The following is a 25,181-nucleotide window of genomic DNA, read 5'->3' as shown; positions in this document are numbered from 1 at the left end:
CCCGTCCCTGTCGCAGGCCAGCTTTCCACACCCGGGGTGCCATTTCAGGGACCGACCGTTCGGAGCCTGCCCGGTTCAGAGACCCAGCTCGCAGCGGGGGACCCGCGCGAGCGTTCCGGCGGTGAGGCTGCCGAGGTAGAGCCAGTCCGGCGTCACACGGACACCGGTCACGGGCGAGTAGCTCCCCTTCCCGCCCTGCAGGCTGTGCACCACGCGTCCGGTGCCGTCGAGTCCCAGTACCCAGGCCCGGTGTTCCGGGTCGGGTTGCAGGACGCTCGGGAGATTCGCGGTGAGGACCCGCAGGCTCGGGTACGGCGCCACCCTGTCGAGCAGCGCCATCCGCGGGCTGTACAGAGCCAGCCAGAAGATGCCCTCGACGGTCTGCGACGTGACGTTGTCGGGGATTCCGGGGAGGTTGTCCGCCCAGACCGAGACCGCCCCGGCCCGCGGGCCGGTCAGCTCCACGCGCTGGATCCGGTACGAGCCCGTCTCGGCGACGATCACGTAGGACTCGTCGGCGGCGAGGCCGACCCCGTTCGCGAACTGCAGGCCGTCGGCGAGCAGATCGATCTCGCCGGTGCGCGGATCGAACCGGAGCAGCCGGCCGGTGCCGCTGTGTTCGAGCAGGTCGAGCCGGTGATCGGCGACGGTGAACCGCGCCGACGAATCGGTGAAGTACACGACGCCGTCCCGGCCGACTGCGGAGTTGTTGCACGCCAGCAGTGGACGGCCCAGCGCCGAGTCCGTGAGCAGTTCGACGCGCCCGGTCTCGTCCACCCGCAGCAGCCCGCGTTCGCAGTCGCACACCAGGTAGCGGCCGTCGTCGAGAACCTCGACGCCGAGCGGACGGCCACCGGTGTGCGCGAGTTCGGTGGCGCGTCCGGCAGCGTCGAACCGCCACAGCCGACCATCGTCGCCGCCCGTGATCACCCGGCCGTCGCCGTCGACGGCCACGTCCTCGGGTCCGCGGCCGGTGGGCAGCCGCCACTGCTCGGAGCCGTCGAGCTGGTGTCCGGGTGCGAACGGTCCGGTCTCGGCGGGCGCGGGCGGCGGCTGCCACGCGACCGGTTCGATGCCGGTGCGGTCGAGGGCACGCAGGACCGTCCGCAGAATGCTCACGAGCCCGACGCTAGTCCGGCGCGCGAGCGCTCACGCGGGTTTCAGCGCCATGCGAAGGCCGGTTGTGCGAACGACGCGACCCGGGTGTGCCGCCCGTGGAGCACCACCTCGCAGAACTGATGGATCACCGCACCGGTGGGGGCGTGGATGTGCTCGCCGCGGAAGGGCCAGCACGCGACGCGCTCGGTGGATCCGGGGATCGTCGTGTACTGCGCCGGGACGTCGAGTTCGTCCAGCGCGACCGAGAACACGTGGGCCACCTCGTCCGGGCTCGGCACCACGGACGCGATCGACTGCCCCGACCACACCACGTACGGGGTCATGATGTAGCCGGAGTGGGTGACGAAGTCGTCGAGCCGCCCGAGCACGTCCTCGGGGCCGACGTGCACCCCGAGTTCCTCACCGAGCTCGCGCAGGGCCGCGTCCTGTGCCGTCTCCCCCGGATCGAGCCGGCCGCCGGGCAGCGCGAACTGGCCCGCGTGGGCGCGCATCTTCGAGGGCCGCAGCGTCAAGGGGAACACCGGAGCACCGTCCTCGCCACGCATGACCGCGATCGCGACGGCTGCCTCACGACGGCCGGCGCGGGCCGCCGATTCGGGTTCGAAGGCCCGCAACGCGAGTTCGATCCGCTCCCGGGTGTCGCTCGTCGAATCCGCCATGACCGCCTCCTGCGCGTCGAACCGTTGTTCGCCCGATCATGCCCCAACCGCCTGCCGACCTCGCTATCGTGAAGCCCTGCGATGGGGGTCCTGCAATGCCCATGTCACCGCGATCGATCATCCGCCGCACAGTGGGTGGCTCGGCCGCAGCGTGTGCCGCGGCCACACTCCTCGCGGCACCCACTCCGGCGAATCCGGCGCCTGCCGATCCGATGCCCTGTGCGTGGCGGTTCATGTCCGACGGCCAGTCGCTGAACGTCGCTTTCCCCGACACCGACGCCACGTACTGGGTCCTGCCCTACGTGCTGGGCCCCCAGGATTCCGTCGAGCTGTCCGGCGCCTACCCGTCGGCCCGCTACTTCTCCCTCAACACCTACGGCACGGACCTCGACACGATCGACACGTTGCGGGACGACCAGATCCTTCCCGATCCCGGGAGCGGGAATCCCTTCGCCGACGCCGCTGACCGCGCGCTGCCACCCGATCAGCGCCGCTGGCACGCGACGCTCGTGCCCGGTCCGGCCGATCCGGCGCGCAACGAGATTCGGGCTCTGCGCGCCGACGCCGCGCCGATCGGGTTCCTGATCATCCGGGTCTACGTTCCCGACGATCCGGGATCGCTCAGCGGCGGCGTGCCGTTGCCGAACGTCACCTACCGACGCGGTGGGGCAAGCGTGCCCGTGCAGCCGTGCGCGCAGCCGTTCGATCCGGACTCGTTCTCGGGCCCGGTCGCCGATGTCGCTCGACGCGGAGTGGACCGGGCGATCGAGGTGGCCGCGTCGGGCGCCTTCCGCAGCGACACCCCCGAGGCGGTGTTCGTGAACCCGGCAAGCACGTCGGGCCTGTTCCCGAACGGGGACAACAAGTACATCGCCGCGGAGCTCACGCACCAGCCCGGGCGGGTCGCCGTGGTGCGCGGCAAGTCGCCGTCCTTCCCCGACACCCGGGCGGGCGTGTCCGCGATCGCTCCGGATCGCCAGGTGCGCTACTGGTCGATGTGCCAGAACGACCTGGTCTCGCCGTACCCGGTGGTCGCGTGCGCGGCCGACTTCCAGACCCGGCTCGACGACGACGGCTGGTACACGTTCGTCGTCGGCGCCCCGGAGGACCTGCCGGCGGTCGTGGACTCGACGGTGACGGTGCTGCCGTGGGGTTCGACCGACGTCCCGAAGAAGGCCTTGATCCTGCGGAACATGTTGCCGTCGCCGGACTTCTACCCCACGTCGATCCAGGTGTCACAGTCCACCGGCACCGATCCCGCCGTCTCGATGGGCGCCTACTACCCCACCGTCGCCTACTGCTCGGCATCGACGTTCGTCGAGCGAGGCTACGACGCCTGCATCGGAGGCCCGCAGTCGTGAACTACGACATCCGGATTCGCGACATCGACGCACAACCGACCGGCGTCGTCGACGGCAATGTCGACGTCGACTCCATCGCCGCGTTCCTGGGCCCGGCCTTCGCGGAGGTGGCGCGCGCCGCGGCAGATCAGGACATCACGATCACCGGACCGCCCTTCGGACGGTTCCGGCCCCGGCCCGACGGCATCTGGAACGTCGAGGCGGGCTTCCCGCTCGAGCACCCGATCACACCGACCGGGCGGGTCGAGCCGGCGTCGCTGCCGGCGGGCCCTTGTGCGAGCACACTGCACATCGGCAGCTACGACACGGTCGAGTCCGCCTACATCGCGCTGACCGAGTGGATCGCCGAGCACGACTACGCCACAACCGGTGAGCCGTGGGAGTGCTATCTCGACGACCCCGACGTCCCCCGACCCCGCACCGAGATCCTCATGCCGATCGTGCGGCCCGACCCGAGCACGAACTGACCACGCCCCGGAAAAGATCTTGTCGCCCTGGTAGGGCAAGATTCGGCATCGTGATTCGCTCGGCCCGTTTCGGCTTCTTCTCCGCGCTCTCCGCCTCCGCTCTGATCCTCACGGGTTGCAGCAGCACTCCCACCGACGGGGAGCCCGTCGTCATCGCTCACACCACTCCGGACGCGACCACCTCGGCCGCCCGGACGGAAGCCACCGCGACCATCCGTGCGACACCGCGCAGTTCGACCTCGGGGCCCACGACATCGACCGCAGGCGACTCCCCCGCCGTCGTCGCGCCGCCCGCGCTGGACACCGAACCGAGCAGCACTCTCAGCGGCGAGGACATCCTGTTCCTGTCGTACATCACCGAGTTCACACTGATGGAGAAGTCCGAGAGCGACCAGATCCGTCTGGGCCTGTCCATGTGCAACTCGCTGTACCGCGGGCAGAGCAAGCCCGAGCTGACCACCGAGTACCTCGGCGACGGCCGATACACCACGGCGGAGGTCGCCAACGTACTCAGCGCCGCGACGGTCGCGTACTGCCCCGATTTCGTCTGAGCACGATTCGATGAGCGAACAGATCCCGTACGACGCGATGCGCCGACTCCTCGGCCTCCCCGAAGCGCCTGCACGAACACCCGCCCCGTGGGCCGTGCGCAGGATCCGCGGTGGAGACGGCGCCGAACAGTGGGGCGTCTGGCAACGCGGGCAGAGCGCTCCGCAGTACCGCTTGGTCGAGGCGTTTCCGGCGTGGACGGATGCGATCTGCGCGGTCACCCGCAACGGTAGGGAGACACGGCACCGATAGGCGCGCCCGACCGCCTCGTGTGGACGGTGGCTCCCTTTCGATGTGCGTTCGAATTGCGTGCGGGAGCCACCGCCTGCGACATCCCTGGGTTGCGTTCAGGAAGGGGACGTCGCTACCACTCGAGTCAGGAGGCGAGCAGTAAGTTGGACGCTAGTCCAACTCGCGGCCGCAAGGAGCCGCACCCCTGCGCATTCACCCCCGAAATCACCCTTGTCGGAGCCCGCCACGCCACCGCTCCGCGTGCAGGGGCGCCACAGAACCCAGGGGAATCCCGACGGGCTCGACATGCCCTGGTCCGACGCTACACTTCAAGATCAACTTCGTTGTTAGTGTTGCCGTATCGCGCCATGCCGGAAGCGTTGGACGCGCGGCCGGAAGCGTGTGTGCGGCAAGGATCGAACCTGCGAAGAGGAGACGGGCGTCGTGCCTCAGCCACAGGCACCCGTGTTGTGCCGCAACAGGATTTTTCCGGCCCTGTCCGAAGGGCCGGCATTGGTGGTCGTTCACGGCTCCAGGTTCTCCGGGAAGACCACCCTCGTGACGACATGGTTGGGGACGAACCCGGTTCCCGACTCCGAGATGCTGTCCATTGCCGCGCCCGGCGGCGAGGTCGACCCGCTGGACTACTGGTCCCAGGTCCTCGCCGAGGCGGCGGCCCGCACCGCCCGCCGCGAGAGAAACGGTTCGTCGCCCTTCGAAGCCCTGTGCATCCTGTTCGAGGAACTCGACAGCCCCATGACCCTCGTCCTCGACGGGGTCCATGTTCTCGACGCGGCCGAGGAGCACGTCCGAGAACTCCTCGACCGCGGTCGCCGGTTGCGAATCATCGTCACCACGCGGGTGAGGGGCAGCTGGTACGAACTGGTCGACGAACACCGAGATCGCGCGGCGGTGGTGACGCCCGCCGACCTGGCCTTCACCGCCAGTGAGACGGCGGCGTTCTTCGCGATGCACGCGGCACCCCACGATCTGCGCTCGGCGCAGTGGATCACACGTCGCACCGGCGGGTTGCCGGCATTGATCGACGCCGTCCGCGCCGCCACGTCCGCGGTCGACGCGGATACCGATCCGAGCACCGGAGTGCACGAGGACTTGATCGACGGCCTCATCGACGGCGCAGTCGACGAGTCGGTCGCCCGCGCGCTGTCCGACGATCCCGCCCTGGCACCGGTATCTCTCCTCGTCACGCTGTCGGCGGCCGCGCACCCCTTGACTCCCGCGTCACTCGCCGCGATTGCCGATACCGACGATGCGATGCACCTCGACGCCTGGGAGGCTGCCGGCATCGTCGAACAAGCACCGCCCACGGAACGGCAGGTCTGGCTGTACCCGGAGGCGATCAGGGAATCACTGCTCCGGACGGCCGTCCGGAACCATCCCGGAGAGCTGCGCCGTACCAGGGCCGCCCTGGTCCGGTTCTGGCTCGACCGGGCGGAGCCGCACACAGCGCTGGCACACGCGATCGACGCCGAGGACTGGACGCACGTCCTTGACATCGTCGGCGAACACTGGACCTCGCTGTACACCGGAGGATTCCTCGACACCCTCGGCGCCGCGTTGATCGCGCGTATCCCCGACGAGATCGCCCGAGATCATCCGACGATCGTGGCCATTCGCCGCCTCCACCGGCATTTCGCCGCGCCGCGGGACATCCCGGTGGCCGCCACCGGACCCGGGAACGTGTCCGTTGTCTCATCCGACACCGCGACGGCCACCGCCGAGGCGATGTTGCGTGTGATGGCACTGCGGATCGAGGGTCGCTTCGCGGAGGCAGCAGCGCTCTGTAATCCCCTCGCCACCGCGCCGGTACCGGTGTTCGACGCACTCGAGGATCGGGTGCGGCACGCGTATGCGTTCCTCTACCTGCATATCGGAATCACCTACCAGCTCGTCGACCGCATCGACGAGGCGGCCTCGATGTTCCGGCGCGCATACAGCGCCGGGGCCGGCATGTTCGTCGAGCGGGATGCGGCCGGCAAGCTCGCGCTGGCCTATGCCATCCGTGGCGCCTGCACCGATGCCCAGCGATGGATCGACGAGGAACAGCAGCATCCCCGGCTGCCCGCGGAGAGTGAACGACTCGTGCGGACAGCGGGTATGGTCGCGGGCGCCCTCACCGCGCTGGACCGACTCGAACCGAGCACGGCACTGGAGGTGCTCACCGATCTCGGCTCCCCCGCCGACAACGAAGAGTACTGGGGCTTCGTGCTGTACGTGCACGGCCAGCACGCACTGCTGACCGGGATGCCCGCCGACGGCCTGCGACAGATCGACGATCACCGCCGCCGCTATCCCACCCTGCACGGCGACTCCGCGGTGGCCGGCCCACTGCTCGATGCGGTCCGCGCCGACCTGCATCTGGCGCTCGATGAGGTCGAGCAGGCCAGGAAACTGGTGGGACAGTCCGTCCACCCGCTCACCGCTGCCGCTCGTGCACGGATCCATCTCCTTACCGCGGATCCCGCGACCGCCGAGGCGATCGTCCTCGAGTACCGAAGCGATACCCGTTGCACCGCACGCGATTCGATGGAACTCGCCGTCATCGGCGCCGCCGCCGCGTACGCCTGCGGAAATCCCACCGCAGCCCGGCGACACCTGAACCACGCGATCACGCTGTCCCGGCAGACCGGACTGCTACGGCCGTTCACCATGATCGCGCCGTCGATGCTCCAGGACATCAGCGCACTCGGTATCGATCTGCCGGTGGACGTCCGTGCCACGACGGCCGAGTTCAGTGCCTTCCGGACGGCTTTGTCCTACGTCCGGTTGACCCGGCAGGAGCAGATCGTCCTCTCCGCACTGATCGCAGGCAAGACGACCACCGCGATCGCGAAGGCGCGGTTCGTCAGTGTCAACACGATCAAGTCACAGACACGCTCGCTGTATCGGAAACTCGGCGTGCACTCGCGCAGGGAGGCCGTCGACATGGCCCGCCGCTTGGGTCTCGGCTGAGCCGACTCCATCCGCAAGCAGAGAAACAGAAAATGCCCCAGGCGAGACATTATCTCGCCTGAGGCATTTCTCGGTCGGGCTGACAGGATTTGAACCTGCGACCACTTGACCCCCAGTCAAGTGCGCTACCAAGCTGCGCCACAGCCCGTCCACGCCCTCGTTCGGGCGCCACAGAAGATTACAACAGTGTCGCTCCGGAAAGCGAATCGGCAGGTAAACGGCCACTTTCGGGTTCTCGACGACCAAACCGCGCGGGTTCTGCCATCGCCGCGCAGCGAATCCATGACGAATTGCTGTGCGACTCCGGCAGAACCCGTGCGATCATGGCGATCAACGCTTGTTGCGGTCCCGCTTCTCCCGCACCCGCACCGAGATGCGGACGGGGCTGCCGTCGAAACCGAACTCCTCACGCAGGCGACGCTCCAGGAACCGGCGGTAGCCGGCCTCGAGGAAGCCCGTGGTGAAGAGCACGAACGTCGGCGGTCGGGTACCGGCCTGGGTCGCGAACATGATGCGGGGCAGACGACCGCCACGCATCGGCGGCGGCGTGGCCGCCACGACCTCCTTGAGCCATGTGTTGAGGCGTCCGGTGGGGATGCGCTTGTCCCACGACTCCAGCGCTGTGTCGAGCGCGGGAACGAGCTTCTGGACGGCGCGACCGGTGTGCGCGGAGATGTTGACCCGCTGCGCCCACGGCACACGGACCAGTTCGCGGTCGATCTCCTTCTCCAGCATCAGGCGCCGGTCCTCGTCGACCAGGTCCCACTTGTTGAAGGCGAGCACCAGCGCACGACCCGTCTCGGCGACCATGCTCAGGACGCGCAGGTCCTGCTCGGTGATCGGCTTCGACGCGTCGATCAGCAGGATCGCGACCTCGGCGGCCTCGATCGCGCCCTTGGTCCGCAGCGACGCGTAGAACTCGTGCCCGCTGGCGTGGTTGACTTTCTTGCGCAGGCCCGCGGTGTCGATGAACTTCCACACCTTGCCGCCGAGTTCGACCAGCGAGTCGACGGGGTCGACGGTGGTACCGGCGACATCGTGGACCACCGAGCGCTCGTCGCCCGACAGCTTGTTGATCAGGCTGGACTTGCCGACGTTCGGCTTGCCGACCAGCGCCACCCGTCGCGGGCCCTGACCGCCGGTGCCCTCGCGCGGGGTCTCCGGCAGAACCGCCAGGACGTCGTCGAGCAGGTCGCCGGTACCGCGGCCGTGGATGGAGCTGACGGGGCGCGGCTCGCCGAGTCCGAGCGACCACAGCGAGGCCACCTCGGACTCGGTGCGGCTGTCGTCGACCTTGTTGGCCACCAGGATCACCGGCGTCTTCGAGCGGCGCAGCACCCGGGCCACCGCCTCGTCCGTCGCGGTCGCACCGACGACGGCATCGACGACGAGCAGGATCGCGTCCGCGGTCTGCATCGCCAGCTCGGCCTGCCGGGCCACCGACTGCTGCAGTCCCTTGGCGTCGGGCTCCCAGCCGCCGGTGTCCTGCACCATGAACCGGCGTCCGGCCCAGTTGGCGTCGTACGAGACGCGGTCACGGGTCACGCCCGGGATGTCCTCGACGACGGCCTCACGTCGGCCGATGATGCGGTTGACGAGCGTCGACTTCCCGACGTTCGGCCGCCCGACCACCGCGAGGGTCGGTACCGCGATGTGGTCTTCGCTGTCCTCACCGTCGACCAAGTCGGCGAGATCCCAGTCGGACTCCTCGCTCCAGATTCCGTCGCCGGCGTACTCGATCGCCGTCGAATCTCCAGAAAAACCGTCGGTCACTGCACTGCTCCAGTTCTGTCGCCTACTACCAGCAGCAACCTGCCGATCACGTCTTCGATACCCAGTTCGCTGGTGTCCACCGTCACCGAATCCTCCGCGGGACGCAACGGAGATACCGCGCGCGTGGAATCGAGGTGGTCGCGACGCTGCACGTCGGCGAGGACGGCGGCGAAGTCGTCACCGCGCCCCTCGGCGATGTTCTGGGCGTTGCGTCGCGTGGCCCGCGCCTCCGCGGAGGCGGTCAGGAAGATCTTCACGTCCGCGTCCGGGAGCACCACGGTGCCGATGTCGCGGCCCTCGACGACGATCCGACCGGCCTGCCGGACGATTCGGCGCTGCAGGTCCACCAGGAACGTCCGCACCTCGGGCACCGCGGACACCGCGGACACCGCCTGGGTGACGGCCGCGCCGCGGATCTCGTCGGTGACGTCCTCGCCGTCGAGTTGCACGCCGTCGGCCTGCGGATCGGTCCCGATCGTCAGCGGCAGCGTCGCCGTCGCCGCCGCGATCGCGGCGGGATCCGTCACGTCGACACCGCGGCGCAGCACGTGCAGCGTCGCGATCCGGTACATCGCACCGGTGTCGAGGTAGCGCGCGCCGAGGCTGGTCGCGACGCGGCGCGACACGCTCGACTTACCGGTGCCCGACGGGCCGTCGATCGCGACGACCAGTGGGGTCGGTGCGGTCACAGACCCACCGCCCCGTAGAGGCCGCCGACCTCGCCGCGGCCAAGGACACGCAGGGTGCCGGGACGGCCGTCACCGAGTGCGACGTTGCCGATGTCGGTGCGGACCAGACGCACCACCGGGTGCCCGACCGCATCGAGGAGGCGGCGCACGATGTGCTTGCGACCTTCGTGCAGGACGATCTTCACCAGCGACTTGCCGCCGTTGACGTCGAGGAGCGTGAACGCGTCGACCTTCGCGGGGCCGTCGTCGAGCTCGACACCGGCCTTGAGCTTCTTGCCGAGATTGCGGTCGACGACGCCGTTGACCGTCGCCAGGTACGTCTTCGGTACCTCGAACGACGGGTGCATCAGTCGGTGTGCGAGGTCGCCGTCGTTGGTGAGCAGGATCAGCCCTTCAGTGTCGGCGTCGAGCCGTCCGACGTGGAAGAGGCGCTGACCGGCGGAGACACGCTCGGACACGATGTCGCCGATGCACGGTCGGCCCAGGTCGTCGGACATCGTGGACTGCCAGCCCCGCGGCTTGTTCAGGGCGATGTGGACGAGGTCCTTCTTCACGACCACGCGGATACCGTCGACGCGGACGACCGCGTTCTCGGGATCGACCCGCAGGCCCTGTTCGAGGACGATGCGGCCGTCGACCTCGACGCGGCCCTGGTCGATGAGTTCTTCGGCTGCGCGGCGGGAGGCGACGCCGGCCTGCGCGAGTACCTTCTGCAGCCGCACCCCGTCACCCTTCATGGGTGCGAGATCGCGATCGATCTCCGCGTACTGGTGGCGGGCAGGCTTGGCGTTGCTGATCTTCGGTGCCTGCGCGGACGTCTGCGCGCGCTGCGGCTTCGCCGACTTCGGCTTCCCCCGCTTGTTCAGCGGCTTCTTGGAAGCTGCCTGGGGGCGGCCTGTCGTCGGCTTCTTCTTGCGGTCCGGTGTGCCATCACGGCGAGCGGGCTTGTTCACTTTTGATCCCTGTCAGTCATCTGGGTCGATCTCGGGGTCCGGCGCGTTCGCCGACCCCGTTCGGGGTGTTGCCTTGTCCATTCTCGCAAATCGTGGGTCCGCTTCGAGGCTCTCGGTAATGTCATCGATCACATCGACGTCCGGAAGCAGGGGCGCGAGGGGCGGCAAATCGGTCAACGACGCCAGTCCGAGACGTTCGAGGAACAGTTCGGTGGTCGCGTACGTGGTCGCGCTCGTGTCCGGATCGAGGCCCGCCTCGGTGATCAGACCGCGGGCCAGCAGGGTACGGATCACACCGTCGACGTTGACACCACGGACGGCACTGATCCGGGCCCGCGTCAACGGCTGCCGGTAGGCGATCACCGCGAGCGTCTCGAGCGCGGCGCGGGTGAGCTTGGACCGGGCGCCGTCGAGCAGCAGCCGTTCGACGTAGGGCGCGAACTCGTTGCGGGTGTAGAACCGCCACCCGTCCCCGGCGTAGCGCAGGTCGATACCGCTGCCGCGGGCGGTGAGGTCGGCGGACATCGTCCGCAACGCCGTGGCGACCCGGGCCGTCGGGACGCCGAGGGCGTCGGCGAGCAGAGCCGGCGCTGCCGGTGTGTCCAAGACCAGCAGCATCGACTCGAGCGCTGCCGCGAGCCGGTCGTCGGACAACCCGGTGAACTCGTCCTCGAACGGACTCAGATCGTCGGTGTCGACTGACGTCATTCGTAGTCCTCCTCACTCGCAGGGGCCGACCGGTCCTCGCCGGTCCAGCTCACCAGCAGATCACCCAGCGGCTCGGGCTGCTCGAACAGCACCGACCGCTCCCGGTAGAGCTCGAGCAGCGCCAGGAACCGCGCCACGATCTTCACCTGGCTCTCGCAGTCGACGATCAGGTCCCCGAACGGGGCCCAGACGCCGACGCCGCGCTCCCTGAGCAGTTCGAGGATGCGCACCGCTTGTTCCGGCACCGACACCGTCGGGACGTGCAGGTGATCGAGCCCGACGGTCGGAACCGGGCGGGGCCGGAACGCGGTCGCGGCGATCTCCGCGAACTGCCGCGGATCGACACCCAGCAGCACCTCCGGAAGCAGTCCGACGAATCGGTCCTCGACCGACACCGACCGCGGGTAGCGGCGGAGTGCGGCGGTCTCGAGCTCTCCGAACAACTGCGCCACCTGCTTGTAGGCGCGGTACTGCAGCAGGCGGGCGAACAGCAGGTCACGCGCCTCGAGCAATGCCAGGTCCTCGTCGTCGTCCACCTCGCCGGCGGGCAGCAGTCGCGCCGCCTTCAGATCCAGCAGCGTGGCCGCCACCACCAGGAACTCGGTGGTCTGATCCAGGCCCATCTCGCTGCCGAGGCTGCGGGTGTACGTGATGAACTCGTCGGTCACCTCCGCCAGAGCCACCTCCGTCACGTCGAGCTGGTGCTGACTGATGAGCGTCAGCAGCAGATCGAACGGTCCCTCGAAATTGCGCAGGCGCAGCCGGAATCCGGGCTGGTCTCCGACCGGCAGGTCCGCAGGGGCCGCCGCTACGACATCCGTACTCACATCGCTACCGGCCGGAACGGTGGATCACCTCGCGGGCCAGCGCCCGGTAGGCCTCGGCACCGCCCGACTTGGGCGCCCATGTGATGATCGGCTCCCCCGCCACACTGGTCTCCGGGAACCGCACCGTCCGGTTGATGACCGTGTCGTACACCAGGTCTCCGAACACCTCCACGACCCGCGACATCACCTCGCGAGCGTGCAGCGTGCGGCTGTCGAACATGGTCACGACGATGCCCTCGAGCGTCAGCCGGGGATTGAGGCGGTCCCGGACCTTGTCGACGGTGTCGTTGAGCAGCGCGAGACCGCGCAGCGAGAAGAACTCACACTCCATCGGGATGATCACGCTGTCGGCGCACGCGAGCGCGTTCACGGTGAGCAGACCCAGCGACGGCTGGCAGTCGATCAGCACGTAGTCGTAGCGGTCGAGCACCGGATGCAGCACGCGTCCGAGCGTCTGCTCGCGACCGACTTCGGTGACGAGCTGGATCTCGGCGGCCGACAGGTCGATGTTGCTGGGCAGCAGGTCGAGTCCGTCGATCCGGGTGCGCATCAGGACGTCGTCGACGGAGGTGCGCTCCACCAGCAGGTTGTGGACTGTCAGATCCAGATCATGGTGTGCCACACCGAGACCCGCGGACAGCGCACCCTGCGGGTCGAGATCCACCAGCAGGACACGGCGTCCGTACTGGGCGAGCGACGCGCCCAGATTGATCGTCGACGTCGTCTTCCCGACGCCACCCTTCTGGTTGCACATCGCGATGATCCGGGCGGGTCCGTGACCGCTGACGGAGGCCGGTTCGGGGACCTCGCGCAGCGGGCGTCCGGTGGGCCCCAACGGCGCCTCCGGCTCGGTCTTTACGGCCTGCTCGATGTCGACCTTCTCTGCATATGACAGCGCGCCCCTGGAATACGGGTGCGCTGGGTCCGCCTCCGGCGGCTGCGGTATCACCACGGTCCGATGCTCCCCGTCCTGTTGATCCCGTCCTGTCGATAGCTGATGCCGTAACGCTACCGCTTCGTGATCTCAAACGACTGCCAACACGCAACCGCGTCAACGCGCGCGGGGATGGGCCTGCGCCCACACTTCGCGAAGGGCACCCACCGTGACCATGGTGTATATCTGCGTCGTGGTCACCGAGGCGTGTCCCAGGAGTTCCTGGACGACGCGGACATCCGCGCCGCCGTCGAGCAGGTGCGTCGCGAACGAGTGCCGCAGCGTGTGCGGCGACACCGCGACCGTGATCCCGGCCTTCTCCGCCGCGGTGTGCAGGACCTGCCAGGCGCTCTGCCGGGACAACCGCCCGCCGCGGACGTTGAGGAACAGGGCCGGCGTACCCCGAACCGACAGTGCGGGACGCCCCCGCACCAGGTAGGTGTCGATCGCGGCGATCGCGGGCCGTCCGACCGGGACGACCCGCTCCTTCCCGCCCTTGCCGCGCAGCAGCACCGAACGCGAATCGGTGTCGAGGTCGTCGACGTCCAACCCCACCGCCTCCGAGATGCGCGCGCCGGTCGAATAGAGCAACTCGAGCAGCGCACGGTCGCGCAGGGTGCGCGGGTTGTCGGAGGCGCCGTCCCCGCCGGCTGCGTCCAGGACCGCCAGCACGTCGTCGAGCGGCAAGGATTTGGGCAGACGACGTCCCGGCGTGGGTGGCTTCACCGCCCGGGCGACATCGACCGACGTCACGCCCTCCGCGGCCGCGAACCGGTGCAGACCGCGCACCGCGATCAATGCCCGCGCTGCCGAACTCGCGGCGAGCGCGACCGTGCCGGTCTCGGGGTCGCCCTTACGCAGGGACACCACGAACTCGCTGACGTCGACCTCACCGACCGAACGCAGATCCTCGATACCGCGGGACGCCAGGAACCGGGCATACCGGTCCAGGTCCCGCCGGTAGGAACTGAGGGTGTTGCGCGCCGCACCGCGCTCGACGGCCAGGTGGTCCAGGTACGTGCCGATCTGGCCCCCGAGCGCCGTCATACCGATCCGCGGTCCGCCCCGCCGTGCTTCCGGCGCGCGAACGTCCCGGGTCGGTCGACCCAGTCCGCGTCCGCCGGACGCAGGACGTCGCCCCGTGCACGGGCCGCCGCGAGCGCGAGGATGCCCGACACCGCGGTCGCGTTCACGATCTCGCCGCGCAGCGCCATCGTCACCGCGTCGTCGAGCGGGACGCGGACGATCTCGAGGTCGGCCTCCTCGTCGTGCGCGTCCGGACGTCCGACGTCGTGCAGGCCCTCCGCCAGGAACACCCGCACCGACTCGTCCGTGAACCCCGGAGACAACGCGACATCGACCAGCACCGACCATCGGTCGGCGGCCAGTCCGGTCTCCTCGACGAGTTCCCGACGCGCCGCATCCAACGGCACCTCATCGGGCTCGTCGAGCAGACCGGCCGGCAACTCCCACAGTCGGCGACCCAGCGGGTGCCGATACTGCTTGATCAGAACCAGCCGGTCGGCGTCGTCGAGCACCGCCACGGCAACTGCCCCGTGGTGCTCGACGACCTCCCGATCGGCTTCTCGCCCGCCGGGCATCGCGACCCGGTCCACGCGCAGGGCCACGATCGCCCCGCTGTACACGTCGCGTGAGTCGACCGTGTCGAACTCGTGCTCCCCCGGCAGGCTCATCCGGGTGCGCTATCCGACGCTGTCCGCGGTGGCCGGATCGGCCGGTGCGTCCGCAGCTGCGTCGACCGGCGTCTGCAGTCCGGCCTTGCGGTCGAGGGCAGCACCGACGAAGGCCGAGAACAGCGGATGCGGACGGGTCGGACGGCTCTTGAGCTCCGGATGCGCCTGCGTCGCAACGAAGAACGGGTGCTTGTCCGCGGGCAGTTCGACGAACTCGACGAGATGGCCGTCCGGCGAGGTGCCGGAGAACTGCAGGCCGCTCTTGGCGATGCGATCGCGGTAGGCGTTGTTGACCTCGTAGCGGTGACGGTGCCGCTCGGAGACGTTCTCGCTGTCGTACGCCTTTGCGACGACCGACCCCTTGGCGAGCACGGCCGGGTAGGCACCCAGGCGCATCGTGCCGCCGAGGTCGGCCTCGCCGGCGACGATCTGCTCCTGGTCGGCCATCGTCGAGATGACGGGGTGCTTGGTGTCCGGGTCGAACTCCTCCGAGTTCGCGTCCTTGAGACCCACCGAGCGCGCCGCCTCGATGACGACGGCCTGCAGGCCCAGGCACAGGCCCAGCAGCGGGATCTGGCGGGTACGGGCGAAGCGGATGGCGCCGAGCTTGCCCTCGATGCCGCGGATACCGAAACCGCCGGGGATCAGGACGGCGTCGGCGTCACCGAGCGCGGCCTGCGCACCTTCCTCGGTCTCGCACTCGTCGGACGGAACCCAGGAGATCTCGACCTTGGAGCGGTGCGCGAAACCACCGGCGCGCAACGCCTCGGTCACGGACAGGTAGGCGTCCGGCAGGTCGACATACTTGCCGACCAGCGCGACGCGGACCGTCTCGCGCGGATTGTGGACGCGGTCGAGCAGGTCGCCCCACACCGTCCAGTCCACGTCGCGGAACGGCAGCCCCAGCTGGCGCACGACGTAGGCGTCGAGCCCCTCGCTGTGCAGTACCTTCGGGATGTCGTAGATCGACGGCGCGTCGGGCGTCGAGATGCAGGCGTCGACGTCGACGTCGCACATCAGCGCGATCTTGGCCTTGAGCGCCTGCGGCACGTCGCGGTCGCAGCGCAGGATCAGCGCGTCCGGCTGGATGCCGATGTTGCGCAGCGCCGCCACCGAGTGCTGAGTCGGCTTGGTCTTGAGCTCACCGGACGGGCCGAGGTACGGCACCAGCGACACGTGCAGGAAGAAGACGTTCTCGCGGCCGACGTCGTGGCGCACCTGACGGGCCGCTTCGAGGAACGGCTGGGACTCGATGTCGCCGACGGTGCCACCGATCTCGGTGATCACGACGTCCGGCACCTGGCCCTGGGCGTCGGGGCCGGCCATCGCGAGGACACGGCTCTTGATCTCGTCGGTGATGTGCGGGATGACCTGGACCGTGTCGCCCAGGTACTCGCCGCGGCGCTCCTTCGCGATGACCGCCGAGTAGACCTGGCCGGTCGTCACGTTGGCGAACGCGTTGAGGTCACGATCGAGGAACCGCTCGTAGTGGCCGACGTCGAGGTCGGTCTCGGCGCCGTCCTCGGTGACGAAGACCTCACCGTGCTGGAACGGGTTCATCGTTCCGGGATCGACATTGAGGTAAGGATCGAGCTTCTGCATCGTCACGCGCAGTCCGCGCGCGGTGAGCAGCTCACCGAGGCTGGAAGCGGTCAATCCCTTACCGAGAGAGGAGGCGACACCCCCGCTCACGAAGATGTGCTTGGTGGCGCTACGCGAATGGATGCGTGACTGTGGCAAAGGGGCTCCCGTGACGACTGTGCAGGACTTGGTCTGAGTTGAGCGTGCTGGGGCCTGCCGACCCACGGGACTTCACGGTAACACCTTCTCGTCCGTCGGCCGTGCGCGACGCTCCCGGTACGCGAGCGACGGGCGTCACACCCGCCCTACGGAGTCGGCGCGCCGACCGTCACGGCAGTGGCGCCGGGCCCCGTACCGTACCGTCCGGAACCGCCTCCGAGCTGCTCCTGGAGTGCCAGCACCGTCGTGATTCGACCCGATTCCCGATCGATGTTGTCGACGGTGGTGAGCACAGCCGAGACGGCCGCGTCCGCGCGTGCCACCGCGATCGGTGCGCTTCCCTCCGCAGCGGCCGGCGGGCCCGCCAGCACGGTGCCTGCACCGCGCCCGTCGAGCGCTCCGGCGAAGCGGGCGATCACTGCGCCGCGGTTGCCGCCCGTGTTCTCGGGGTCCCCCTCACCGGTGAGGACGACGGCGAACTGTGCAGGTTGAACGTTCCCGTCGTAGTCGACGAAGCCGCCACCGCGGAGCGTCTCGAGCGCCAGGGTGCGCTCCTCCGGAGTGGTCTGCGGCTGGGCCGTCTGCGGGTTGAGGAGCAGCACCGAGCCCAGCAGGTCGCCCGCCAGACTGCCCTGGTCCACCGCCCCGGTTCGCAGCTGGATGCCCGCAGGAATGATGTTCGTCACCGTCGTGCGCAGCTGATCGCCGTTGACCGAGTCGACGAACGATTTGGTCAGCGACACCCGGCCGGTCACCGATCCGCCCGCCTGCGCCACGACACGGTTGATCCCGTCTATGTCCGCGGGATCGGCGTCGGGCGTCGTGACGAGAATCACCGACCGCTGCGCGAGGGTATCGCGGACGATGCGGTCCGCGACGGCGGAATCGAAACCGTCCGCCGATACGAGTTGTTCGCCGAGCCGGTTGTTCTCCTGGTTGAGATCCTCGATCTCGTTCTGCAGGTCCGCCTTGTCGTCCCGCAGCCCGGAGAGCATCCCGTTCGACAGCAGCCCCGAACCCAGCACGACGCCGATCGCGAGTGCCAGGAAGATCGCCGCTATGGAGATTGCATGTTGACGCATCGAAATCACTTGAAGAGCCCCTGAACCCACAGCGCGAAGCTGTTCCACGTATCGATTGCCCAGTCCAACGCGTCACCGCCGACGTTCGAGACGACGAGTGCCACGATCACCGCAGTAAGCGCCGCGAGCACCAGCAGCGCGATGGCCGCGCCGGATACCCGGCTGCGGTACAACGTCGCGACGGCCTTGGCGTCCACCAGTTTGGGCCCGACCTTGAGCCTCGTCATGAACGCCGCCGGGTTGGTGTCACGTCGGCCGCGGTCGAAGAACTCGTCGAGCGAGACTGTGCTGCCCACGGTCACGATGAGCGATGCGCCGTGGTGGTCGGCCAGCAGCAACGCCAGATCCGACGGCGACGCCGACGCCGGGAACGTCATCGCACCGATACCGAGGTCCTGGATCCGGGACAGGCCCTGTGCATGGCCGTCCGGATCGGCCGGCAGCACGACCTCGGCACCACACTTGAGGGTTTCGGCGGTGATGTCCTCGGGATCGCCCACGATCAGGTCGGGGCGGTATCCCGCCTTCGTCAGGGTGTCGGCTCCCGCGCCGACACCGACGAGAATCGGCGAGTACTCCTTGATGAACGGCTTGAGTGCCTTCAGATCGGCCTGGTGGTCCGGTCCGTCGGCCACGACCACGACATGCCGGTCCTCGAGATCGACGTCGATGTCCGGCACGCCCACACCGTCGATCAGCAGGGGGCTCTCGGACCGGATGAACTCGATCGTGTTGCCCGAGAAGGCCTCGAGATGATCCACCAGCCCGGTCTTGGCCTCGATCATGCGATCGGAGATCTCGGCCTCGGTCTGCTCCTCGCCCTTCGCCAGGGGGCGGTCGCCGGCGAAGACGCTTCCCTCGTGCAGGCGGATCTTCGATCCGTCCTTGATCGCCTTGAAGATGTCCGTCCCGGCCGAGTCGACCAGCACGATGCCGTTGGCGAGCAGTACCTCGGGTCCGAGGTTCGGGTAGCGACCCGAAATGGACGGGGACGCGTTGACGACCGCGAGCACGCCGGCGGCCACCAGTGCGTCAGCGGTGACGCGGTCGAGATCGATCTCGTCGAGTACGACGATGTCGCCGTGTCCGACGCGGCGCAGCAGCTTGGCGGTGTCGCGGTCGACTCGGGCGATGCCACTGATTCCGGGGAGGGATTCGGTCTTTCGGGAGAGCAGCGCCGGCATCTTCATGACCTCGATGATCGCCCGTCACACGTGGATGATCGTGGAGGCGCGCCGTACCAACTACCACACCCGTAACAGCTATACCAACAGAAAAGTCGGTTTCCGTGCTATGCGTGGGCGGTGCTGCGTTCCTGCCCCGCGATCGACAACAGTTCTTCGGCGTGGGCGCGGCCGGTCTCCGTGTCATCGAGACCGGCGAGCATGCGAGCGAGTTCGACCACCCGCTCCTCCTCGGTCAAGGTGCGCACGCCACTGGCGACACCGCGGCGCACGTCGTCGGTCTTGTCCACCACGAGGTGCGTGTCGGCGAATGCCGCCACCTGCGGCAGGTGGGTGACGACGATGACCTGATGGGTCCGCGCGAGACGGGCGAGTCGACGGCCGATCTCCACCGCCGCCCGCCCGCCCACACCGGCGTCCACCTCGTCGAAGACCATCGTCGCGCCCCGATCCGAGCCCGCCAGGACCACCTCGAGGGCCAGCATCACGCGGGACAACTCACCGCCCGATGCGCTCTTGCTGATGGGCAGTGCCTGGGCCCCGCTGTGCGCGGCGAGCCGGAACTCCACCTCGTCGACACCGGACGCGCCGGCATGCAGTTCACGGCCGTCGACCGTCAGCGGTGCCGAGTCGTTCGGCCCCGCCTCTCGGGGACGCACCGACACGTCGAGCGCGGCCCGTCCCATCGCGAGCCCGGCCAACTCGTCGCTGACCGCCTTCGCGAGCTTCGTGGCCGCCTTGGTGCGGGCCGACGTCAGCTTCGCCGCGGCCTCCGCGGTGAGCTTCGCGGTCTCCGCGACGCGCGCCGACAGATCCGCCAGCGCGCCCGACGACGTGTCGATGCGGGCGAGCCGCTCGCGAGCCGTCTCCGCCCACGCGAGCACACCGTCGATGTCCGCCGCGTACTTCCGCGTCAGGGCCTTCAACTCGGCCTGCCGGGTCAACAGCATGTCCAGCGCGCCGGGATCACTCGGCAGTCCGGACAGGTACCCGGACAGCTCGCCCGAGACGTCGGCGACGACTGCGATCGCCTCGCCCAGCCGGGGCCCCAGGGCGGTGAGCGCCGGATCGTCCGACCCCTCGATCCGTGAGCGGGCCTCACCGAGCAGGTCGAGGGCCGCCGACGCTCCACCCAGCGCGTCGTCGTCGACACCGGCGAGCGCGGCCTGTGCTCCTTCGGCGGCCGAACGCAGCGAGTCGAGATCGCCGAGCCTGCGCACCTCGGTGACGATGTCGGTGTCCTCGCCCGGGTTCGGTGCGGCGCGGTCGATCTCCTCGAGCGCGAACGTCAGCTGGTCCGCTTCCTGCGCGAGTTCCCGAGTGCGACTGGTCCGCTCGATCAGCTCCGTGCGCGCCTCCACCCACTCGGTACGGTGCTTGCGGTAGCGCGTCAGGAGCGGGCCGATGGCCTTGTCCGCGAATCGGTCGAGCGCGGCACGCTGCTGATCCGGCCGCTGGAGGCGCAGCTGATCGTTCTGTCCGTGCACGGTGAGGAGCGGGGCGGTGAACTCGGAGAGCACCCCGGCCGGGACACTGCGCCCGCCCAGGTGAGCCCGGGACCGTCCGTCGCCGCCGACGGTGCGTACCGCGATGATGCTGCCGTCCTCGTCCCGCTCGGCACCACACGACTCGAGTAGCCGTGCAACCTCACGGTCGACTTGTGGGGCGGAGTCGTCGACGCTGAATCGGCCCTCGACCACCGCACGGGCGGCCCCCACCCGTACGCGTCCCGCGTCGGCCCGCGCACCGCTGAGCAGGTGCAGGCTGGTGACGACCATCGTCTTGCCGGCGCCGGTCTCACCCGTCAGAACCGTCAGGCCTGCGTGGAACTGAGCGGAGGCCGACGAGATGGCTCCGAGGTTGTCGATCCGAATCTCCGCCAGCACAGTTACCGCTTCCTCCCTCGCCACCCCGTCACCGGAAGATCGAACTTGCGCACCATCCGGTCCGCGAACGGCGCCGAATCCAGACGCACCCAGCGGATCGGATCCTTGCCGCGGATCACCTCGACACGGGCACCCGCCGGCAACTCCAGCGTGCGCCGTCCGTCGCAGAACACGAGACCGTCGTGACTGTCCGCCACGGTCTCGACCGCGACGATCGACTCCGGGCTGGTCACCAGCGGACGGGCGAACAGCGCGTGTGCATTGCTCGGAATGACCAGCAGCGCTTCGAGTTCCGGCCACACGACCGGCCCACCGGCAGAGAAAGCGTACGCCGTCGATCCGGTCGGTGTCGCGACGAGAACTCCGTCGCAGCCGAACGCGGAGACCGGCCGGCCGTCGACCTCGAGGACCACTTCGAGCACGCCGAGCCGGGACCGGTTCTCGATGCTCGCCTCGTTGAGCGCCCACCCGCGCTGGACGATCCGGTCCTCGATGCGGACGACCACGTCCAACGTCATCCGGTGTTCGATGCGGTACTCGCGCCGCACCACCTGATCCATCGCCGCTTCGAGGTGCTCGGCCTCCGCCTCGGCGAGGAACCCGATCCGTCCGAGGTTGATACCCAGGACGGGGACATTCGCGGACTGCGCCAACTCGGCTGCCCGCAGGAAGCTGCCGTCGCCGCCGAGCACGATCACCATCTCGCAGTCGGACGCGGCGCCCGGCCCTTCCGGCACCACGGATACGTCAGGCCGGTCGCCCCCGGTTCCGAGCGATTCGACCCGTTCCAGGTCGACCTCGTTCTCGAGAAGTCGCAGCGCAATGCCCGCGCGGGCGCAGATCGCCGCGACACGACGGGCCGTCTCGGTGATCTCGGCACGGCCCGAGTGGGCGACCAGCAGAATCTGGCGCGGCGCGGCGACCCGAGGGTTGCCGGTCGCGAGCGTATCGGTCACTGCGGACCTTCCTGAACAGCACGACGGATGAGGTCCTCGACCGATGATTCGGGAGCCCCGGCTTCCCCTGCCTCCGCCGGCACGGCGTCGGTAGCGCCGTCCTTGCGCAGCCAGAGGAAGTACTCGACGTTGCCGGACGGCCCCGGCAGTGGGCTTGCCACGGCCCCGACCGTCCGCAAGCCGAGGACGGCCGCGGCCTGCGCAACCTCCAGCACGGCGCTGGTACGCAGCTCGGGATCCCGGACCACCCCGCCGGTGCCGACTCGTTCCTTACCGACCTCGAACTGCGGTTTGACCATCGGCACCAGATCGGCGCCCTCCGATGTGCAGGCAACCAGGGCCGGCAGGACCAGCTTGAGGGAGATGAACGACAGGTCGCTCACCACCAGATCGACCGGACCTCCGATGGTGTCCGCGTCGATGGACCGGACGTTGGTCCGGTCGATCACATGAACCCGATCGTCGGACTGGAGCCGCCACACCAGCTGTCCGTAGCCGACGTCGACGGCGACGACTTCCCGGGCACCGTTGTGCAGGAGGACATCGGTGAAACCGCCGGTAGAGGCGCCCGCATCCAGACACCGTCGTCCCTCGACCGTCAGCCCGTCCGGCATGAAGGCGTCGAGCGCGCCGATCAGCTTGTGTGCGCCGCGCGACGCCCAGGAGACCTCTTCGTCGACCTCGGTGACGAGCAGCGGTGTCCCCGCCTCGATCGCAGTAGCGGGCTTGGTCGCGACATTCCCGGAGATGAGGACGCGCCCGGCGGAGATCAATTCGACCGCATGCTCCCGTGAGCGAGCGAGCCCCCGCCGCACGAGTTCCGCATCGACTCTTGCTCGACGTGCCACCTCAGACCTTGTCCACTGCTGCCAGGGACTCGACGAGAACATCGTGAGCCCGTTCGAGAATCTGTGCCTGACGTGCGACGTCCTCAGCATCGCCGGGCTGGGTCGAGCCACCGGATGCATCACCCAACTGCGACAGCAGTTCATCTACGCGGCGGTGGACGCCCGCCGGATCGGCTCCGCCGCCGGTGTCCGGGAGGTGTTGACCTGGAAGTGGTACTGACGTGCTCATCGCTGCAAACCTAGCCCATTCGCCCGACAACAGACCACCTGCGACCGGTCGGTGAGCCGACCGGTCGCAGCGTCACATCTCGCCCAGAAGGAACGATACGGCGGCGCGCGCCGTGTCGTCACCGGCGCGGATGCGCACGAATTCAGGATGCTGCCACGCGGCTGCCAGAACCGACAGGAATGCGCCGGTGCGCGTTCCCTCCGGCTCAGCCGGATCCGTGTGGACGACGAGGTCGCCGCCGGCGAACTCCACCGACCACCCGGGCTGGGTTCCGACCGCGGATGATGCGGCCGCATGGTTGAGGGCGTCCAGTGATTCCGCGACGTAGGTCGGACGGTGCGACTCGTCGGCTCGGAGCAGATCGGCGGTCGTACTGACCCCGGTCAGAACCAACAGCGACTCGGCGCGCACTGCGTTCGCTCCGGCGATATCGGTGTCGAGTCGATCACCGACGACCAGCGGACGTCCGGTGCCGGCGCGGCGCAGCGCATCCTCCATCAGGGGAGATGCGGGTTTACCTGCGACGATCGGCTCCCTCCCGGTGGCGGTCCGTACCGCTGCAACCATCGATCCGTTGCCCAGAACCAGTCCACGCTCGGTAGGGAGCGTCGTGTCGACGTTCGCAGCGATCCACAACGCACCCGCCCTGATCGCCAATGTCGCCTCGGCGAGGATCACCCAGTCGGTTGCCGGGGAATGCCCCTGCACGACCGCCACCGGTTCGTCCTCGAAGCGGCGTACTGCGCGCAGGCCGACGTTCTCGACCTCGGCAGCGAGCGCATCCGTCCCGACCACGAGGACGCACGACCCAGGAGTCAGACGCTCCGACAGCAGGCGCGCCGCCGACTGTGAACTCGTCACGACATCCGAGTCCGCCGCCTGGAAGCCGAGCTCACGCAGGTGAGCGGCGACTTCCGCGGGGCTGCGGCTCGCGTTGTTCGTCACGTACAGCTGCCGCTCGTCGCCCGCATCGAGGGCCTCCCGCGCACCCGGGATCGCGTCCGGTCCCTGATAGACGGTGCCGTCGAGGTCGAGCAGCAGCACGTCGTATCCCGCACGGAGCGGGACGGGGACCGGCTCCGTCACTGACCTTCTCCGGTCAGCTCGGCCACACGCTCCTCCGCGTCGGTGTCACCGTCGAGATCGGCCGCAGCGGAGTTGAGGAACCACTTGAGACCGTCCTCGATCCGGCCGGCCGCGACGAGCGCGTCGGCGTAGGCGTAGAACAGACGGGCCGCGGCCGGACCGGAACGCGATGCGTCCAGATCCGGGGTCTGGAGAGTCACCACGGCCTGATCGAACTGGCCCAGGTCCATGCGCGCACCGGCGACGACCATGCGCAGTTCGCTGGCGTCCTCACCGGTCAGCGCCCGCGCCTCGTCGCTTCGACCCAGTTCGATGGCACGCTCCGGACGGCCCAGTCCCCGCTCGCAGTCGGCCATCACCGCGAGGAATCCCGGCCCACCCGACATCCGGCGGGCTGCGCGCAACTCGGACAACGCCTCGGCCCACTCACCTGCGTGGTAGGCCGTGATGCCGGCGGTCTCGCGAACCACGGCGATGCGTCCGGCGCGCTGGCGGGCAGCACGGGCGTGCGCGAGTGCCAGGCGGGGATCGTCCTCGATCAGCCGACCGGCCATCACCAGGTGCCGCGCAACAGCATTCGCATTGTTCTTGTCCAGGCTCAGCAGGTCCCGGCGTACTGCCGGATCGAGTTCGCCGGCCTCGACGTCGTCCGGCAGATCCGGCTCGTCGGGGCGAGCGTCACGGCGGTTCGGACCCATGGATTCACGGCCACGTGCCGGACCGAAGCCGCCTTCTCCACCGCGACGACGCGGTCCTCCGCCGGTTCCACGACGGTCGTCGCCACGACCGTCGAACTGACGACGGTCGTCGCCACGCCGGTCACCGCGGGCATCGCCACCCCGGTTGTCGCCGCGACGGTCGTCACCGCGATTCTCGGTGCGACGGTCGTCGCGATCGCGCCATTGGCCTCCGCCACGGTTGGGGCGGCCGGCACGGTCCTGTCCACCGCTCGGCGCCTGGCGCCGGTCGTCACGTGAACCCTGACGATCCGACGGGCGTCCGCCGCGGCTTCCCTGCTGTCCTTGGTGTCCTTCGGAACGGTGAGTGCCGTCTCCGCGGAAGTTCCGACGATCACCACTGCTTTCCGACACAGCCATTCCTTTCATGCAAAACACGAAAGGGGACCCAGTGTGTTGGGTCCCCTTTCGGTAACGGATGTTCGGCGGTGTCCTACTCTCCCACACCCTGTCGGGTGCAGTACCATCGGCGCTGGAGGGCTTAGCTTCCGGGTTC

The 25,181-nt window shown here is 68.9% G+C and carries 24 protein-coding genes, 1 tRNA gene and 1 rRNA gene; 6 read left to right on the top strand and 20 right to left on the bottom strand.

Annotation, left to right across the window (positions count from 1 at the left end):
- Positions 1 to 75: 75 nt before the first annotated feature.
- Both AC1RIF_RS26950 and AC1RIF_RS26945 read right to left on the bottom strand, forming a co-directional pair.
- Complete coding sequence (locus AC1RIF_RS26950; RefSeq protein ID WP_492604450.1) at positions 76 to 1,119, bottom strand: SMP-30/gluconolactonase/LRE family protein; 1,044 nt, start codon at positions 1,117 to 1,119, stop codon at positions 76 to 78.
- Positions 1,120 to 1,160: 41 nt separating this feature from the next.
- Positions 1,161 to 1,778: an NUDIX hydrolase gene (locus AC1RIF_RS26945; RefSeq protein ID WP_492604449.1), complete on the bottom strand. Its 618-nt coding sequence runs from the start codon at positions 1,776 to 1,778 to the stop codon at positions 1,161 to 1,163.
- A gap of 101 nt (positions 1,779 to 1,879) precedes the next feature.
- Between AC1RIF_RS26945 and AC1RIF_RS26940 the strand changes: the two genes are divergently transcribed.
- The 5 genes from AC1RIF_RS26940 to AC1RIF_RS26920 all read left to right on the top strand — a co-directional run bounded on the left by AC1RIF_RS26940 (position 1,880) and on the right by AC1RIF_RS26920 (position 7,359).
- Positions 1,880 to 3,139, top strand: coding sequence for a hypothetical protein (locus AC1RIF_RS26940; protein ID WP_492604448.1), 1,260 nt, complete (start codon positions 1,880 to 1,882; stop codon positions 3,137 to 3,139).
- On the top strand, positions 3,136 to 3,606 hold the full coding sequence (locus tag AC1RIF_RS26935; RefSeq protein ID WP_492604447.1) for a GyrI-like domain-containing protein: 471 nt from the start codon (positions 3,136 to 3,138) through the stop codon (positions 3,604 to 3,606). The genes AC1RIF_RS26940 and AC1RIF_RS26935 overlap by 4 nt, the downstream gene beginning before the upstream one ends.
- Before the next feature lie 50 nt (positions 3,607 to 3,656).
- A complete protein-coding gene (locus AC1RIF_RS26930; protein ID WP_492604446.1) occupies positions 3,657 to 4,157 on the top strand; it encodes a DUF732 domain-containing protein in 501 nt (166 codons plus the stop codon).
- 10 nt (positions 4,158 to 4,167) lie between these two features.
- Positions 4,168 to 4,407, top strand: coding sequence for a hypothetical protein (locus tag AC1RIF_RS26925; RefSeq protein WP_492604445.1), 240 nt, complete (start codon positions 4,168 to 4,170; stop codon positions 4,405 to 4,407).
- A 537-nt stretch (positions 4,408 to 4,944) separates the two neighbouring features.
- Complete coding sequence (locus tag AC1RIF_RS26920; protein WP_492604444.1) at positions 4,945 to 7,359, top strand: LuxR C-terminal-related transcriptional regulator; 2,415 nt, start codon at positions 4,945 to 4,947, stop codon at positions 7,357 to 7,359.
- Positions 7,360 to 7,433: 74 nt separating this feature from the next.
- Here AC1RIF_RS26920 and AC1RIF_RS26915 read toward each other — a convergent pair.
- The 15 genes from AC1RIF_RS26915 to AC1RIF_RS26845 form a co-directional block, all read right to left on the bottom strand.
- Positions 7,434 to 7,507: transfer RNA gene (locus AC1RIF_RS26915), tRNA-Pro, on the bottom strand.
- Between the two features lie 182 nt (positions 7,508 to 7,689).
- Positions 7,690 to 9,132, bottom strand: coding sequence for a ribosome biogenesis GTPase Der (der, locus tag AC1RIF_RS26910; protein ID WP_492604443.1), 1,443 nt, complete (start codon positions 9,130 to 9,132; stop codon positions 7,690 to 7,692).
- On the bottom strand, positions 9,129 to 9,821 hold the full coding sequence (gene cmk, locus AC1RIF_RS26905) for a (d)CMP kinase (RefSeq protein WP_492604442.1): 693 nt from the start codon (positions 9,819 to 9,821) through the stop codon (positions 9,129 to 9,131). The genes der and cmk overlap by 4 nt, the downstream gene beginning before the upstream one ends.
- Positions 9,818 to 10,774, bottom strand: a complete 957-nt coding sequence (locus AC1RIF_RS26900) for a pseudouridine synthase (RefSeq protein WP_492604441.1) — start codon at positions 10,772 to 10,774, stop codon at positions 9,818 to 9,820. The genes cmk and AC1RIF_RS26900 overlap by 4 nt, the downstream gene beginning before the upstream one ends.
- A 12-nt stretch (positions 10,775 to 10,786) precedes the next feature.
- The gene (gene scpB / locus AC1RIF_RS26895) at positions 10,787 to 11,482 is read right to left on the bottom strand and encodes an SMC-Scp complex subunit ScpB (RefSeq protein ID WP_492604440.1); all 696 of its coding nucleotides are present in this window, start codon (positions 11,480 to 11,482) and stop codon (positions 10,787 to 10,789) included.
- The gene (locus AC1RIF_RS26890) at positions 11,479 to 12,309 is read right to left on the bottom strand and encodes a segregation and condensation protein A (RefSeq protein WP_492604439.1); all 831 of its coding nucleotides are present in this window, start codon (positions 12,307 to 12,309) and stop codon (positions 11,479 to 11,481) included. Before AC1RIF_RS26890 ends, scpB begins: the two co-directional genes overlap by 4 nt.
- Before the next feature lie 4 nt (positions 12,310 to 12,313).
- Positions 12,314 to 13,204, bottom strand: coding sequence for a ParA family protein (locus AC1RIF_RS26885; protein WP_492604458.1), 891 nt, complete (start codon positions 13,202 to 13,204; stop codon positions 12,314 to 12,316).
- A gap of 156 nt (positions 13,205 to 13,360) precedes the next feature.
- A complete protein-coding gene (gene xerD, locus AC1RIF_RS26880; protein WP_492604438.1) occupies positions 13,361 to 14,290 on the bottom strand; it encodes a site-specific tyrosine recombinase XerD in 930 nt (309 codons plus the stop codon).
- A complete protein-coding gene (locus AC1RIF_RS26875) occupies positions 14,287 to 14,937 on the bottom strand; it encodes an NUDIX domain-containing protein (protein ID WP_492604437.1) in 651 nt (216 codons plus the stop codon). Before AC1RIF_RS26875 ends, xerD begins: the two co-directional genes overlap by 4 nt.
- 9 nt (positions 14,938 to 14,946) lie before the next feature.
- Positions 14,947 to 16,677, bottom strand: coding sequence for a CTP synthase (pyrG, locus tag AC1RIF_RS26870; RefSeq protein WP_492604436.1), 1,731 nt, complete (start codon positions 16,675 to 16,677; stop codon positions 14,947 to 14,949).
- Positions 16,678 to 16,823: 146 nt separating this feature from the next.
- Positions 16,824 to 17,768, bottom strand: a complete 945-nt coding sequence (locus tag AC1RIF_RS26865; protein ID WP_492604435.1) for a copper transporter — start codon at positions 17,766 to 17,768, stop codon at positions 16,824 to 16,826.
- Positions 17,765 to 18,949 (bottom strand): putative cytokinetic ring protein SteA, encoded by a 1,185-nt coding sequence (steA, locus tag AC1RIF_RS26860; RefSeq protein WP_492604434.1) that lies wholly within the window; start codon positions 18,947 to 18,949, stop codon positions 17,765 to 17,767. Before steA ends, AC1RIF_RS26865 begins: the two co-directional genes overlap by 4 nt.
- A 101-nt stretch (positions 18,950 to 19,050) precedes the next feature.
- Complete coding sequence (gene recN / locus AC1RIF_RS26855) at positions 19,051 to 20,829, bottom strand: DNA repair protein RecN (RefSeq protein WP_492604433.1); 1,779 nt, start codon at positions 20,827 to 20,829, stop codon at positions 19,051 to 19,053.
- A gap of 2 nt (positions 20,830 to 20,831) precedes the next feature.
- Entirely contained in the window at positions 20,832 to 21,785 is a 954-nt protein-coding gene (locus tag AC1RIF_RS26850; protein WP_492604432.1) for an NAD kinase, read from the bottom strand.
- Positions 21,782 to 22,633, bottom strand: coding sequence for a TlyA family RNA methyltransferase (locus AC1RIF_RS26845; RefSeq protein WP_492604431.1), 852 nt, complete (start codon positions 22,631 to 22,633; stop codon positions 21,782 to 21,784). Before AC1RIF_RS26845 ends, AC1RIF_RS26850 begins: the two co-directional genes overlap by 4 nt.
- 43 nt (positions 22,634 to 22,676) lie before the next feature.
- Here AC1RIF_RS26845 and AC1RIF_RS26840 point away from each other — a divergent pair, with 43 nt between their 5' ends.
- On the top strand, positions 22,677 to 22,853 hold the full coding sequence (locus AC1RIF_RS26840; protein WP_492604430.1) for a hypothetical protein: 177 nt from the start codon (positions 22,677 to 22,679) through the stop codon (positions 22,851 to 22,853).
- Positions 22,854 to 22,934: 81 nt separating this feature from the next.
- Here the strand turns inward: AC1RIF_RS26840 and AC1RIF_RS26835 are convergent, their stop codons facing one another.
- The 3 genes from AC1RIF_RS26835 to rrf all read right to left on the bottom strand — a co-directional run.
- The gene (locus tag AC1RIF_RS26835) at positions 22,935 to 23,948 is read right to left on the bottom strand and encodes an HAD-IIA family hydrolase (RefSeq protein WP_492604429.1); all 1,014 of its coding nucleotides are present in this window, start codon (positions 23,946 to 23,948) and stop codon (positions 22,935 to 22,937) included.
- The gene (locus tag AC1RIF_RS26830; protein WP_492604428.1) at positions 23,945 to 25,045 is read right to left on the bottom strand and encodes a tetratricopeptide repeat protein; all 1,101 of its coding nucleotides are present in this window, start codon (positions 25,043 to 25,045) and stop codon (positions 23,945 to 23,947) included. The genes AC1RIF_RS26835 and AC1RIF_RS26830 overlap by 4 nt, the downstream gene beginning before the upstream one ends.
- 60 nt (positions 25,046 to 25,105) lie before the next feature.
- Positions 25,106 to 25,181, bottom strand: a 5S ribosomal RNA gene (rrf, locus tag AC1RIF_RS26825); the annotation flags it as partial.

This window comes from Prescottella sp. GW823-FHT02E09 (genome assembly GCF_058797375.1).
The sequence above is the reverse complement of the archived record's forward strand: the minus strand, read 5'-3'. Positions and strand labels throughout refer to the sequence as shown.

What these genes read in the sequence shown, in the direction of transcription:
- xerD (WP_492604438.1), bottom strand. Translation starts at nt 14,290, where the DNA reads ATGACGGCGCTCGGGGGCCAGATCGGCACGTACCTGGACCACCTGGCC.
- scpB (WP_492604440.1), bottom strand. Translation starts at nt 11,482, where the DNA reads ATGACGTCAGTCGACACCGACGATCTGAGTCCGTTCGAGGACGAGTTC.
- AC1RIF_RS26925 (WP_492604445.1), top strand. Translation starts at nt 4,168, where the DNA reads ATGAGCGAACAGATCCCGTACGACGCGATGCGCCGACTCCTCGGCCTC.
- AC1RIF_RS26875 (WP_492604437.1), bottom strand. Translation starts at nt 14,937, where the DNA reads ATGAGCCTGCCGGGGGAGCACGAGTTCGACACGGTCGACTCACGCGAC.
- AC1RIF_RS26830 (WP_492604428.1), bottom strand. Translation starts at nt 25,045, where the DNA reads ATGGCTGTGTCGGAAAGCAGTGGTGATCGTCGGAACTTCCGCGGAGAC.
- steA (WP_492604434.1), bottom strand. Translation starts at nt 18,949, where the DNA reads ATGAAGATGCCGGCGCTGCTCTCCCGAAAGACCGAATCCCTCCCCGGA.
- AC1RIF_RS26940 (WP_492604448.1), top strand. Translation starts at nt 1,880, where the DNA reads ATGTCACCGCGATCGATCATCCGCCGCACAGTGGGTGGCTCGGCCGCA.
- AC1RIF_RS26945 (WP_492604449.1), bottom strand. Translation starts at nt 1,778, where the DNA reads ATGGCGGATTCGACGAGCGACACCCGGGAGCGGATCGAACTCGCGTTG.